This is a genomic window from Arthrobacter sp. CAL618 (assembly GCF_000468215.1).
Classification (GTDB): Bacteria; Actinomycetota; Actinomycetes; order Actinomycetales; family Micrococcaceae; genus Arthrobacter_D.
In genome coordinates this window covers 1-12,310 of sequence record NZ_ASZW01000166.1, presented here as the reverse complement: position 1 = coordinate 12,310, position 12,310 = coordinate 1, and the positions used below count along the sequence as shown (strand labels likewise).

Here is a 12,310-nt window from a genome sequence, read left to right as displayed (position 1 = left end):
GAGCCCGCCCGGGCGTCACCGGCAAGACCGCCCAGCTCCGCCCGGACCGCGGCGGCCACGTCGCGGACCAGCCGGGGTGCCGGGGCGCCCGTCAGCGCTGCAATCCGTGCCCTGATGACCAGCCCGGTATCGGCTGTGTCGACCGCGACCACCGTTTCGTTGGCACCGAGGGTGCTCGCGATACCGGCGAGCACGGCCGACCGCGCCGGATACAAGCCAGCGACTCCTTCCACCCCAGCAATGATCTCCTGGACGCGAAGGGCTAGTTGGTTCTTATTCATTCACCGCTCCCTTCGGGGCTGGGCTGAAATGCTCGTGGACATCGGTTACGGTCACGTCGATCGACGTGAGGTTGAGCTCGGAATGGGTGCTGATCATCGCCGCGATCCTCGATCGGAGGGATTCGATCATCGCCGGCAGCGGGTAGCCGAAGAAGGCTGTCACGTTCACTTCGATCATGACGTCGGCGCCAGGGGTGGTGATGTCGCCGTGCAGCCGGCATTTGCCGATGGTTGCGCCGTCGACGTCGTCACCAATTCGCCGGATGAGAGCCAGCAGGCTCCCCTCGGTTTCGAAGAAGGCGTCCTCGGGATATTCGCTGGACAGTGGAATGCTCCGGCCGGAACGCATTTCCAGCCGGAGATTGCCAAGGATCGATTGCAGCCACGGCTCGTCAGCCGATCCGGCCTGCTCGGTGTCAGCTGCCGCAAGCTGACCGCTGAGGCGCTGCAGGGAGCGAAGCCCCGCCAGCCCGGCCTGGCACTCGGGGCACCGCAGGTAGTGTTGCTCGGCCGCGGACTGTCCGGTCCGCAGGTATTCTTCAAGCTCGTCGAGGCTATGGCCACAACCGGGGTCAGGGAGCTCGTTATTCATCGCCAGTCCTCCATTTCCTTCATCAGGGTGGTGCGTGCTCGCGACAGTCGACCGCGAACGCTGTCGGTCGTGGTGTCCATCGTCTTGGCAATGTCCTCGTAGGATTGCCCGCCCATTTCCTTCAGCACCCAACATTGCCGTTGCTCCAGTGGAAGCCTTTTCAGGGCTTCCACCAGGGAACGCATCTGGGTGTCCTGCTCGACTGCCCGCTCGGGACCGGGCCCGTGGTCAAACGGTTCGACGTCGTCGAGGTTGACGGTGTTCTTGCGCTTCCGGATCAGATCGATGCTTTTGCGGCCGCAGATCCGCATCAGCCACGGCTTCACGGCCGAACCGTCCTGCAGTTTGCCGAGCTGGTTCCAGGCCTGGAGGAGGGTTTCCTGCACCGCGTCGTCGGCGTCAGCCGTCGACCCGGTAAGGCGGCGCGCATACCCGCGCATTAGTGGCCCATAGCGTCGGGCGAGCGATTCGAAAGAGGACACGTCGCCGTCGGAGGCCCGCTCCACCAGGAACGAATCCGCCGCATCGTCGAGGTTGAGACGTGGACGGTCAGGGACCGTCAATCGACTCTCCGGGTGCGGGTGAACCGGGTCCTGGCGCCGGTCTGCACACTGACCAGAACGGGGATCCGTTCGCCGAGCAGCGTGTCCAATCCGGCGATGGCTTCGTTGGCTGCTGCGACCACGGCGCCCGGGGAGGCGCCACGGCGTGGCTGAACCCTGACCCGCAGGCCGGTTTGGCGACGCACCCGCCAGGAGGACACCGCAACGGCGAGGATCTGGCCGTTTTCTTCCAGGGCGGTCCGCAGCGCGTCGGCCACCAGCGAGGTTTCTACGGTGGTGTTGCCCATTGCGGATCCTTGCCGTCCCACGGTGCTGGTCCGCCCGCCGCCCTGGGAAGCGATCCACCCGATGAGCAGGGCAACGCACACCACGACCAGCGCCAGCGCGGCGATGGTCCACCAACTGGTGTCGGCGGTCAGGGGTGCGGACGCCAACAGGGCGGGGAGCCCGTTGACCGCCGTGGCGCCGGTCGAGGTCCAGGCCTCGGCAACGTCCGGCACGAGGCCCNCCCGCCGCGGCGGTCAGCGCGCCGACGGCCACCAGTATCAGTCCAAGGACAGCGAGCAGCGTGCGGTTCAACCAGCGGTGTGTGGAACTCATATGCCCAACGCTCCTTCGTGCCTGATGTTGATCCTAACCGTCGGCTCCGGACGAAGCCCGTATCCCGACAGCTCATCCTCGACGGCCGACCGGATGGTCGATTCATCGAGGGGCGACCCGCTGGTCGGTCGGACGTCCACCGTGATGCGTCGCCGGTCGACGCGGGTGGACACCTGATCCGGGTCCAGTCCGGCCTCTTGCCGGGTACGCCGCGACACTGCGGCAGCGATCACCTCCGAGTCGACGACAACAGCCGTCCGGTCCTGGTCGACCACGTGCAACGCCTTGGTCCCTGGTGTCACGGCGACCAGCAGAAGCACCAACCCGATGAGAGCCAAACCGATGCCGGCTGCTGCCAGGCCCCAGGGGAGCGTCGACTCCGGCAGGTCCGCCGCCCACTGAAGCATCGACGGAGGATTCGCGACCAGCGGAGGCTGATCCAGCAGGGACAACACAGCCTCGGTTCCCAGCCAGGCCAAGCCCAGGAGGCCAACGACGGCGGCTGTCACCGATGCTCCAGCACGGGAGGAATGGGTCTCACGGCGCAGGAGCCGCCGGGTGTGCAGCAGTTCGCTCATGCCAGTTTCCGTTCCGCTGGTGGGTGGATGCCGGTGAGTCGGATGTCGATCCGGCCCACCTCCGACCCGGTCACCCGAGAGGCTGCTGCCCGGATCCCTGAGCGGGCGTTCTCGGCCCGTTCGAACAGTGTCCCTCCGCCCTGCTCTACCGCCTGCGGGTTCCGCGCAGCCTGGAGGAGGGTGGGCGCGGGGAGTGGCACCGACACGGCCATCCCGAGGGCGCCGCCGTCGTCGGCCAGGCTGACCCGCACGTCCCGGCGCGGGACGCCAAAGACCTCAGCGACGACGGCTTCGGTGGTGTGGGTCAGCGCCGCCTTCGTGACGCGGGTGTGCCCGTTACGTCCGGTCCCGTTAAGCCCGGCCGGGGTGGCCCGGGCAGGGTTAGCCTTGGCCGGGGTCGCCGCGGTCATGAGGAGGAGCGCCTGCCCCGCAGGGCATCGAGCACCGAGCCAAGGTCAAGCTTCCCCTCCGCGGTGCGGCCGAGGAAGGCGCCGATCGCCATGAACAGTGCCACCAGGACGAAACCCCAGAAGCCGAAGATCAGTGCAGTCAACGCGAGGGTGGCGCCGACGGCGATGCCGGTGGTGGTCGGGCTCATGAGACGCGCGATTCTGCTGGTGCGGTCTGGGCGTCGTCGTCGTCATCGATGTCATCGCCGGGGACGTGGATATCGGTGACTGTCACGTTTACCTCGGTGACCTCCATGCCCACAATGTCCTCAACGGCCGAGTAGATGGCGTCGCGAACCTGGCCGGCGACCTCCTTGAGCGGGTGCGGATACTCGACGACCAGGGTGATGTCGACGGCAACCTGGGTCTGGCCGACCTCGACGGAAATACCCTGGGTGTGGTCCTTCTGGCCCATCGCGTCACGGATGGAACCGAGAGCGCGGGCGGCCCCGCCACCCACGGCGTAAACGCCCGGAATATCGTGAACGGCGATGCCAGCGATTTTCGCAACAACGTTGTCGGCGATGGCAGTGGTGCCGCGGCCATCGTCATTCGGGCTCTTCCCGACGACGGTCGCGGTGGTCGGCTTGGAAGCCTGGGTCTTGTCCTGGGGCTGAGTAGTCATGAGGTGGCTCCTTGATCGATATCAGTCAATGGTCCGGTCAAACGGGTGCCCTCACGTCAAGTGCACCTGTCCCTAAGACGGAGCTGCCAGAAAGAAGCTCACGGTGCTGATAAAGTGAGCCAGGTCACATCAACATTGAAGGCCAATCGTGACCGCTGCGTGACGGTTCCTTAATGTTGATGTGCGTAGGGTGTAAAAGAGGCCAATTCACCGTGCCTCGGACTTTTCCGGAATTTTGCCTGCAGGCTGACACGTAACCAATGTGAAGAGGGTATTGATTTGTTGGATTTCTTTGGAGACCGGCTGCCTCAAATCCTGTTCGCCAGCTGGCAGCACTTTTCCCTGGTTGTCCAGTGCCTGATTCTCGGGACCGTGATCGCGGTGGGCATCGCGGCGCTGGTTTACCGCAGCAGCACCTTCAGGTCGATTGCGAACAGCGTCTCAGCGGTAGGTCTCACCATCCCGTCATTCGCCTTCATCGGGCTGATGATCGCGCCCTTCGGTTTCGGGGTGACTCCCGCCGTCATCGTTGTGTCCTTCTTCGCCGCGCTCCCGATCCTCCGGAATGCCGTGGTGGGGTTGACCGGGATTGACAACTCGATCGTCGAATCGGCCCGGGGGATCGGCATGAGCCGGTTCCGCACCCTGCTGCAGGTGGAACTACCACTGGCCTGGCCGGTAATCCTGGCCGGCATCCGGGTGTCTGCCCAGATGGTGATGGGCATCGCCGCGATTACCGCCTACGCGCTCGGCCCCGGCCTCGGCGGCTTTATTTTCTCCGGGCTCTCCCGGTTGGGCGGCGCCAACGCGCTGGAATCAGTTGCCACCGGCGTCATCGCCGTCATCATTCTTGCCCTTGTGCTCGACGTACTGCTCATCGGCCTCGGCCGACTAACCACCCCGCGAGGTATCCGTGTCTGAGACCCTTTCCACAGCAACCGACAACACCGGGAAGTCCGGACCTTCCGGTATTACCGGGGCCAGCATCCTGTTGGACAAGGTCACCAAGCATTATCCGGGCCAGGATGCCCCGGCCGTCGACGGTCTCACCCTGGAAATCCCGGCAGGCAAGATCGTCATGCTGGTGGGCCCGTCCGGCTGCGGCAAGACCACGACACTCAAGATGATCAACCGGCTCATCGAGCCCACCGAAGGACGGATCGTCCTCGACGACGACGACGTCACCGACATTAACGGGGACAACCTCCGGCGCCGGATCGGCTACGTCATTCAGGCCGGTGGACTGTTCCCGCACATGAGTGTCGCCACGAACATCGGTATTGTGCCGAAAATGCTCGGCTGGAGCAAAGAGAAGATCGCCGCGCGGGTCGATGAACTGCTGGAACTGGTCTCCCTGGATCCCGCCCAGTATCGGGACCGCTTTCCCAAGGAGCTTTCCGGCGGGCAGCAGCAGCGCGTCGGGGTAGCACGTGCACTGGCCGCAGACCCACCCGTGCTGCTGATGGATGAGCCGTTCGGCGCCGTGGACCCGATCACCCGGCAGCGGCTGCAGGATGAGCTCCTGAATATTCAGGCGGAGCTGCAGAAAACCATCGTCTGCGTCACCCACGACTTCGACGAAGCGGTGAAGCTCGGCGACTGGATTGCCATCTTCACCGACGGCGCGCAGCTGGTGCAGTACGACACTCCTGAACGGATTCTCGCGAACCCCGCCAACGAATTCGTCGAAAACTTCATTGGGTCAGGTGCCGGGCTGAAGCAGCTCACGCTGACCCGCGTCAATGAGGTGGACCTTGCCGAGGCGGTTGTCGCTACTAGTGGCGACCTCGCCAGCGACGTACTCTCACGGCTCGACCAGGCACAGCACGACCACGCCGTCATCGTCGACGAGAAAAACCGCCCAATCCAGTGGCTCACCCGCCGCCAGCTCACCCGGATCGACCGGGTCAGCGACGACCGGGACGCCAAACTCCCCGTCGTCGGGGACCGGGCGACGCTCAACGATGCACTGGACACCATGCTGGTCTCCAGCGCTGGTGCCGCGCTGGTGACCGGGAAACGCGACACCTTCCTCGGTGTGATCGACGTCGAAACGATCATGGACGCGATCGGTCGCGCCCACACCCATGCCCGCTCAGCGCATTCTTCCGGTCGCCCGGTAGGCGTCAACACCGGGACGCTGCAGACAGTTGAGGGCCAGGATGGCTCCGTCGACGACGGCGAGCCGTCCCGTCCGGCTACGGGATCCGGCCAGTGAGCGCTGCCGCACCAGCCCAGAATCCTCTGGCCGTTGCCGCCGAAGCGGATATCGCCGGGCCCTCCTGGCGTCCGCTGGTCTATCAGCTCGCCGGCATCCTGGCGGCGCTTGCCGCGCTGATCATCTGGGCTCTGACCGCTGACCTGTCGGAGACCGAACTCAACACCCTCAACCCAGACTCACTGCTCGGCTACACGCTTGAACACCTTGCCCTGACGGCAGTGTCAGCGGTTATCGTGCTGGTAATTGCCATCCCGCTTGGTATCCTGTTGACCCGCGGGCCGTTCCGACGGCTCACCGGTCCGGTGCTCGCCGTCGTCAATATTGGGCAGGCGGCCCCGGCCATCGGGTTGATTGTGCTCCTTGCCTCGTGGCAGGGATTCGGCTTCGACGCCGCCATCATCGCGCTGGTCCTCTACGCTCTGCTGCCCGTTCTCCGGAACACAATGGTTGGCCTCAACCAGGTTGATGAGCGTCTCGTCGAGGCCGGCCGGGGCATGGGGATGAGCGCCGCAGCCGTCTTGTTCAAAGTGGAGCTGCCGCTGGCGGTCCCCGTCATGCTCGCAGGTATCCGCACCGCACTGGTGCTCCTCGTGGGCACCGCCGCACTCGCGGCATTCATCAACGGCGGTGGGCTGGGGATTCTCATCATCACCGGAGTGAACCTCAACCTGGTCAGCGTCCTCGTTGTGGGCTCGGTCCTGGTGGCACTCCTGGCCCTTCTGGTCGACTGGATTGGGCGCGTTGTCGAACATGTCGCCCGCCCGAAAGGACTCTGATGCTTCCCAGCACCACACCACCCAACCGCGCCCTGCCCCGGCGGGNCGGGTGCTGCGGCGTGCCGCCGGTGCCGCGGCAGTCCTGTCCGCGGGGCTGCTGGCAACTGGTTGCGGTCTGCAACCAGCCACCTCCTACGTCCCTGCTGCGGGTCCTGGCAGCATTGCGGAAATTGTCGACGGCGAACCCCTGACCGTCACCTCCAAGAACTTCACCGAACAGCTGATCCTCGGCAAGATTGCCGTCCTCGCCGGCCAGGCGGCAGGATTCGATGTCACCGACCTCACCAACGTTCCCGGCAGCCAGCCCGTGCGTGAGTTGGTGCTCGCCGGTCAGGCCGACATGGTCTGGGAGTACACGGGAACCGCGTGGCTCACCTACCTTGGCATGAGCGAAGGGTTCCCCAACCAGGAGGAGCAGTTCGCCGCAGTCTACGAGGCTGATCTGGAGAACGGGTTGACCTGGGGGGACACCGCGCCCCTGAACAACACCTACGCGATCGCGGTGCGCAGCGAGGCCGTCGAGGAGCTCGGCGGCATCAGCACCATCTCCGAAATCGCCGAACTGCCGGTGGAGGAAAGGACTTTCTGCGTCGAGGCGGAGTTCAACTCACGCCCGGATGGCATGAACCCCATGCTCGCCCACTACGGGATGGAGCGGGGTCAAGCAGACGGCGTCCCCGATGACAACATCAGCATTTTCGATACGGGAGCGGTCTACACCGCTACCGATAACGGCGATTGCAACTTCGGTGAAGTATTTGCCACCGATGGGCGGATCGACGCGCTCGATCTCACGGTCCTTGAGGACGATCTCGGCTTCTTCCCCGCCTACAATGCGGCACCGGTGTTCTACACGGAGACCCTTGAGGCGCACCCTCAACTTGAGGACGTCTTCGGTGCAATTGCCCCGACCCTGACCGACGAGGCGCTGCGGGCCATGAACCTGCGGGTCGACGTCGAGGGCGAAGAACCCGCGGACGTCGCCTTCGACTTCATGGTGGAGCAGGGCTTCATCTCCGAGCCGGAGGGGCCGCTCGGCTCCGACAGCTAGGGCCCGCTAGGGCTCGCTCGCTGTGAGGGCGGTGATCATCCGTTCCAGGCGGGCGATCCCAGAAAACCGGCCAGCGTTGTCGGTGACAAGGATTGGTTCGAACCGGTGGGCAGGTTCGCGGGTGACCGACCGGTCGAGGGCCGCAGCCAGGGGAGTGTCAAGATTCGCCCGCAGTCCTTGACTGACAACTCCCAGCGCTGCGGCATCGGGCGTGAGCAGCGAAACTGGCCGCAGATCAGCATCAATCAGCACCGCCGCAGCCAGCCCGGGATCGGCGGTGAAAACCTCGATTGCCTGGGCCATGCTCAGCACGGCGGGGGCGGGCTCAACGACGTCGCGCAGCACCGTCTTCGTATCCGCCACCTGCCGGGCGGCGAGACGATGCGCCAGCTCGAAGTCGAGTCCGGCCCACGGTGGTCCCGGCCGGGCCAGCAAATAGCCCTGCACCAGGGGGACGCCGAGACTGACCAGGGTATCCAGTTCTTCTGAACGTTCCACGCCCTCCGCAAGAATCCAGGCGTCCACCCGGCTGGCGAAAATCCCCAGCATCTCGATCAGGGCCCGTTTTGCCTCGTCACGGTCAACGTCCTGGATCAGCTCCCGGTCAATTTTGATCATTGCGGGGCGCAACTGCAGCAGATGCCGCAGGCCGGCATAGCCAGCGCCGGCGTCGTCGACGGCGATTTGGGCGCCCGCGGCACGCAACTGGTGCAGATCGGGCTCAAGCTCGAGGTAGGACTCGATGGGAGTCTGCTCGGTCAACTCGACAATCAGCCCGCCCAGGTTCCCCTCCTCCCGCCACACGCTGCGGATGCTCTCGGAGGTGAGCAGCTCTGGGGAAACATTGAGGGTGAGGAAACAGTTCGCTGGCAGACTGTGACGGGCCTGGAGCGCAACCCGGAGCGCGGCCGATTCGAGGTCGGCGGCCCGGCCGTGTCGCCGTGCGGCCGCGAACCAGACCTCGGGATTCTTCTCGCCGAAGCCCGGGAAACGTGCCAGGGCTTCGTAGCCAACAACGATGCCGCGGGCGGTGTCGATGATGGGTTGGTACGCCGCGGCCAGTCCCTCGCCCCGGCAGGCACGCGCCAGCAGCGCCTCCCAATCCGGCGCGTCACTGCTGCCGGCCTGGGAGGGGCTAGCTGCGGGCATCAACTAACCGGCTGGATGGCACCGCGGACAGACTGAACCAGGCTGTCTGGCACCGTGGTCAGACCGTGCACTGCAGCCGCGTGGGCGCCAACCTGGGCCAGGATCTCGTCGTCGGTGCTGCACACCCATTTGGCCTCGCAACCGGGGACCACATCACCACATGCAAACGATTTCATCGAATCTCCTTGTGCTCCGCCTTCGTTGGCGGGGAATTACCTTGCTGGACGTGTTGGCTTCAAGTGTTATTCGCCCCGGCGGTCCAGGAAGATTGCCCCAGTACCGGCTCATTTGAATACTTGAACCAGCCATGACTATCGGTCGTTCAACAAGCTGTGTAAGTGCTGCCAGTGCGTTGAGTCTCTCCAGGGTCCCGGACGAGGTCCGTAGCGTTATCCGACTTGCCGGGCTGTGTTCACCCGCTATTGGCTTGATCTCTGCTTTGATGGAGGTCAATTAGGTTGTAAACGGTTACCGCCAGCTACCTAGAAGGTCACCATGAATTACCGGACGGCCGAACATCCTCGGCCGCAGCAGTTTATCCTCCACCTCAGCGACACTCACCTGCTCGGCGGGCCCGGGCCACTGTACGGGGCGGTGGATAGCGAAGCCCGGTTACGTCAGATCTTCTCCGAACTCGAGGCCTCTGGCGCCCGACCCGAGGCGTTGGTCTTCACCGGGGACCTGGCCGACAAGGGTGAAGCCAATGCCTACGCGAAGCTCCGCGCCATTGTTGAACCGGCTGCGGCCAAACTTGGCGCGGAGGTAATCTGGGCCATGGGCAACCATGATGATCGGGCCAACTTCAGGGTCGGTCTGCTCGACCAGGCACCAGACACAGCGCCAATCGACCGTAGCTACCTCATCAACGGGTTGCGCATCATCACCCTGGACTCGACGGTCCCCGGCCACCACCACGGCGAATTCAGCCACGAGCAGCTGGTGTGGCTCGCCAACGAGCTTTTGACCCCGGCGCCCAACGGCACCCTGCTCGCCCTGCACCACCCTCCGATTCCGTGTGTACAGGACCTATCGGTCCTGGTGGAACTCCGTGGCCAACGCCAGCTGGCCGACGTCGTCCGCGGCACCGATGTGCGCGGCATCCTGGCCGGGCATCTGCACTACTCGACCACCGCCACCTTTGCCGGGGTGCCGGTGTCGGTGGCCTCGGCCACCTGCTACACCCAGGATCTGGGGTACGACGGCGGCGGCACCCGCGGGCAGGACGGCGCCCAGGCCTACAACCTGGTGCACGTGTACGACGACACGATCGTCCACTCGGTGGTCCCGATCGGTGCCTACCGGCCCGTCGGGGAAACCGTGCCTCTCGTGGAAACACGCCGCCGGCTCGACGCCNCGCCGCCGGGGTACGCATCGCCGCCGCGACACCTCAGCGCCAGCTCACCGGGGCCTAGGCACCGGCTCGCTGGCGGACGGTCGGGTATCGCCTGAACCCTTCTCAGCTCGATCCCCACCTCGCTCCGGCCCTACACCTCGCGGTACCTACTTTTCCCAGGGCGCCTTGAGGGGGAAATACTTCTCCAGGAAGTCGGTGACCAGGTGTGCTCGCTCCTCCGCGGGAACCTCGGGGAAGCTCCCGTCATTGAGGCAGAAGAAGTCCGTATGCCGTTTATCCAGCAGTTTGTTCAGGCTGCGCAGCCCCGACCGCATGGTGGTGTCAATGTAGGCCACCTTGGCGGATTCCTGGGTGACGGCCCGGCCGGTCAGCAACGCGTAGTAGTGGTACAGCGAGTTGGTGACCGAAATGTTGTCCTTGGCACGGAACCGTGAGGCTGCGGTCGCGGAGAACTCGGCTGCGAACACCTCTTCCATTTCCAGCAGGACGCTGCGGCGCAAGGGTGCAGCCGTATGCTCAAGGTGTCGGGTGGTGATCCGGCCGAACCGGTCGTGCAGTAGCCTCCGGTTGACCCGCGCGGCGTTTTCGAAGCCGCTCCGTTCGGCGTCGTTGTCCCCCAACCCAATGCGGGTGTCAGCCTGGATGAACTTGGTAATCCCGCCGGGGGAGAAGAACATCTCGGGAGATACCGGACGGCCGAAGAACATGTCGTCGTTCGAATAGAGGAAGTGCTCCGACAAACCCGGAATGTGCTGCAGCTGGCTCTCGACCGCCTGCGAGTTGTGGGTGGGGAGCACCGACGTGTCCCTGAAGTGTTCCTCCGAGCGGACCAGCGTGACCGAGGGGTGATCGGCGAGCCACTCGGGGCACTCCGAATCGGTGGCGATGAAGATCCGCCGAACCCACGGCGCGAACATGTAGACCGATCGCAGGGCATATTTGAGTTCATTGATCTGGCGGAACCTGGCCTCATGGTCGTCGCCTTCGCCCACCACTGCGTCCTTCATCCGGGCCGCCCTGGCTGCCTGGTATTCGGGCGAACTACCGTCCACCCAGGAGAAGACCAGATCGATTTCGAAGTCGATATCCGTCGCATGGTCCGCGAACATGTTGTCGATGGTGGGCCACATCAGGCCGTGTCGCTCGACTGAGCCGCGGACCACCTCGGAGGAGGGGAGGGTCCGGCGGGTCAATGAATTCTCGACCGGCAGTTCGATGGTGTCGCCGTCGAGCTTCCAGAGTTCAATCTGCACACCGGCCGAGGGGCCGAAGGACAGGCCGCCGATCGGTTCAATCCGAGGGCGGAACAGCCGGAAGATCCGCGCTTTGCCGCTGTGGGAGAGGGAGCCATCGGTGACCAGCAGGGTGGTCCGGCGCTTCGTGTCGACGGTGCGCGAGTAGAACGGCTCGTTCTTGCAGGCGGTGACCAGGGCCTCCCGGAGGCGTTCACGGAACTTGAGATCGATGGCGATGACCGGGCGCTCGTCATTTCCGCGCACCAACAGGTACTCGATGTCGGCGTCCTCAAGCGCGGCGCGGATGAACAACAGATCCTCGACCATGGCCTGGTGCGGCGTGGTGTTCTGGTTGATCAGCGTGAACCGGCGCTTGACGGTGGTGATGTCGGTGCGGTCGTTGAATCGTGCGACGGCGTCGCGCGACGCGGACTCAAGGACTTCGGCCTCATTGACCGGCTCCGGCGCGCCGAAGTAGATATCGTGTTGGGCGGCAGTGTCCGTAATGTGAGCCTCCAGAGGGTTGTCAGGTGTCTTAGCTCCATGATAAAGCCTGCCCACGACCGGGCAGACTTGTCTGGCTGGACCTCTAGTAGGTGGAGTACAGTTCCCCGACACGCAGCTCGGTGTCCACCCGGTTGTCGATACCCGGCAGCGGGCAGGCCCACGCCTCGTCATAGGCGCACGACGGGTTGTAGGCGAAGTTCAGGTCGATGATCAGCCGTTCGCCGACAACGCCAAGGTGTGCACCCTTCACCGTGTCCAGCACGTAGCGGCCACCGCCGTAGGTCCCGCCGGCCGTGCCAGCAGACCCGTCGCGCAACGGCAGGAACAGC

At 64.8% G+C, this 12,310-nt stretch carries 17 protein-coding genes; 5 read left to right on the top strand and 12 right to left on the bottom strand.

Translation table 11 applies throughout. From position 1 onward, the window contains the following. From K728_RS0110345 to K728_RS0110310, 8 genes are all read right to left on the bottom strand, one after another. Positions 1–281, bottom strand: a 281-nt coding sequence (locus K728_RS0110345; protein ID WP_024476644.1) for a hypothetical protein, incomplete at its 3' end; no start/stop codon positions are given. Next, complete coding sequence (locus tag K728_RS0110340; protein ID WP_024476643.1) at positions 274–873, bottom strand: hypothetical protein; 600 nt, start codon at positions 871–873, stop codon at positions 274–276. The genes K728_RS0110340 and K728_RS0110345, both read right to left, overlap by 8 nt. Then, entirely contained in the window at positions 870–1,436 is a 567-nt protein-coding gene (locus tag K728_RS21910) for an RNA polymerase sigma factor (protein WP_019481947.1), read from the bottom strand. The genes K728_RS0110340 and K728_RS21910 overlap by 4 nt, the downstream gene beginning before the upstream one ends. Further along, positions 1,433–1,936, bottom strand: coding sequence for a hypothetical protein (locus K728_RS21905; protein ID WP_024476642.1), 504 nt, complete (start codon positions 1,934–1,936; stop codon positions 1,433–1,435). The genes K728_RS21910 and K728_RS21905 overlap by 4 nt, the downstream gene beginning before the upstream one ends. A 96-nt stretch (positions 1,937–2,032) precedes the next feature. Further along, the gene (locus K728_RS0110325) at positions 2,033–2,614 is read right to left on the bottom strand and encodes a DUF6286 domain-containing protein (protein WP_024476641.1); all 582 of its coding nucleotides are present in this window, start codon (positions 2,612–2,614) and stop codon (positions 2,033–2,035) included. Further along, complete coding sequence (locus K728_RS0110320; protein ID WP_024476640.1) at positions 2,611–3,024, bottom strand: hypothetical protein; 414 nt, start codon at positions 3,022–3,024, stop codon at positions 2,611–2,613. Before K728_RS0110320 ends, K728_RS0110325 begins: the two co-directional genes overlap by 4 nt. Continuing rightward, complete coding sequence (locus K728_RS0110315) at positions 3,021–3,212, bottom strand: DUF2273 domain-containing protein (RefSeq protein ID WP_019481951.1); 192 nt, start codon at positions 3,210–3,212, stop codon at positions 3,021–3,023. Before K728_RS0110315 ends, K728_RS0110320 begins: the two co-directional genes overlap by 4 nt. After that, entirely contained in the window at positions 3,209–3,688 is a 480-nt protein-coding gene (locus K728_RS0110310) for an Asp23/Gls24 family envelope stress response protein (RefSeq protein ID WP_024476639.1), read from the bottom strand. The genes K728_RS0110315 and K728_RS0110310 overlap by 4 nt, the downstream gene beginning before the upstream one ends. A 279-nt stretch (positions 3,689–3,967) precedes the next feature. On the opposite strand from K728_RS0110310, the gene K728_RS0110305 reads away from it, so the two are divergent. From K728_RS0110305 to K728_RS0110290, 4 genes are read left to right on the top strand one after another with little or no spacing between them, the layout of a single operon-like run. Next, entirely contained in the window at positions 3,968–4,609 is a 642-nt protein-coding gene (locus K728_RS0110305) for an ABC transporter permease (protein WP_019481953.1), read from the top strand. Next, positions 4,602–5,906 (top strand): ABC transporter ATP-binding protein, encoded by a 1,305-nt coding sequence (locus K728_RS0110300; RefSeq protein ID WP_024476638.1) that lies wholly within the window; start codon positions 4,602–4,604, stop codon positions 5,904–5,906. The genes K728_RS0110305 and K728_RS0110300 overlap by 8 nt, the downstream gene beginning before the upstream one ends. After that, positions 5,903–6,685, top strand: a complete 783-nt coding sequence (locus K728_RS0110295) for an ABC transporter permease (RefSeq protein WP_019481955.1) — start codon at positions 5,903–5,905, stop codon at positions 6,683–6,685. The genes K728_RS0110300 and K728_RS0110295 overlap by 4 nt, the downstream gene beginning before the upstream one ends. After that, entirely contained in the window at positions 6,660–7,736 is a 1,077-nt protein-coding gene (locus K728_RS0110290; protein WP_084442869.1) for a glycine betaine ABC transporter substrate-binding protein, read from the top strand. The genes K728_RS0110295 and K728_RS0110290 overlap by 26 nt, the downstream gene beginning before the upstream one ends. A gap of 6 nt (positions 7,737–7,742) precedes the next feature. Here the strand turns inward: K728_RS0110290 and K728_RS0110285 are convergent, their stop codons facing one another. Together K728_RS0110285 and K728_RS20605 are read right to left on the bottom strand one after the other, a co-directional pair. After that, complete coding sequence (locus K728_RS0110285; RefSeq protein WP_024476636.1) at positions 7,743–8,885, bottom strand: EAL domain-containing protein; 1,143 nt, start codon at positions 8,883–8,885, stop codon at positions 7,743–7,745. After that, positions 8,885–9,061 carry a DUF1059 domain-containing protein gene (locus tag K728_RS20605; protein WP_019481958.1) on the bottom strand — a complete coding sequence of 59 codons (177 nt, stop codon included), beginning with the start codon at positions 9,059–9,061 and terminating at the stop codon, positions 8,885–8,887. The genes K728_RS0110285 and K728_RS20605 overlap by 1 nt, the downstream gene beginning before the upstream one ends. 319 nt (positions 9,062–9,380) lie before the next feature. On the opposite strand from K728_RS20605, the gene K728_RS0110275 reads away from it, so the two are divergent. Next, complete coding sequence (locus K728_RS0110275) at positions 9,381–10,334, top strand: phosphodiesterase (protein ID WP_024476635.1); 954 nt, start codon at positions 9,381–9,383, stop codon at positions 10,332–10,334. 51 nt (positions 10,335–10,385) lie between these two features. Here K728_RS0110275 and K728_RS0110270 read toward each other — a convergent pair whose 3' ends face one another. Both K728_RS0110270 and K728_RS0110265 read right to left on the bottom strand, forming a co-directional pair. Beyond that, positions 10,386–12,035 carry a stealth conserved region 3 domain-containing protein gene (locus K728_RS0110270; protein WP_019481960.1) on the bottom strand — a complete coding sequence of 550 codons (1,650 nt, stop codon included), beginning with the start codon at positions 12,033–12,035 and terminating at the stop codon, positions 10,386–10,388. Between the two features lie 28 nt (positions 12,036–12,063). After that, a partial coding sequence (locus K728_RS0110265; RefSeq protein ID WP_024476633.1) for a DUF1684 domain-containing protein occupies positions 12,064–12,310 on the bottom strand: 247 nt, incomplete at its 5' end.

Excerpts from the sequence above, each read along its gene's own strand:
- K728_RS0110325 (WP_024476641.1), bottom strand. The coding sequence starts at position 2,614 with ATGAGCGAACTGCTGCACACCCGGCGGCTCCTGCGCCGTGAGACCCAT.
- K728_RS0110320 (WP_024476640.1), bottom strand. The coding sequence starts at position 3,024 with ATGACCGCGGCGACCCCGGCCAAGGCTAACCCTGCCCGGGCCACCCCG.
- K728_RS0110285 (WP_024476636.1), bottom strand. The coding sequence starts at position 8,885 with ATGCCCGCAGCTAGCCCCTCCCAGGCCGGCAGCAGTGACGCGCCGGAT.
- K728_RS0110310 (WP_024476639.1), bottom strand. The coding sequence starts at position 3,688 with ATGACTACTCAGCCCCAGGACAAGACCCAGGCTTCCAAGCCGACCACC.
- K728_RS0110340 (WP_024476643.1), bottom strand. The coding sequence starts at position 873 with ATGAATAACGAGCTCCCTGACCCCGGTTGTGGCCATAGCCTCGACGAG.
- K728_RS0110315 (WP_019481951.1), bottom strand. The coding sequence starts at position 3,212 with ATGAGCCCGACCACCACCGGCATCGCCGTCGGCGCCACCCTCGCGTTG.
- K728_RS20605 (WP_019481958.1), bottom strand. The coding sequence starts at position 9,061 with ATGAAATCGTTTGCATGTGGTGATGTGGTCCCCGGTTGCGAGGCCAAA.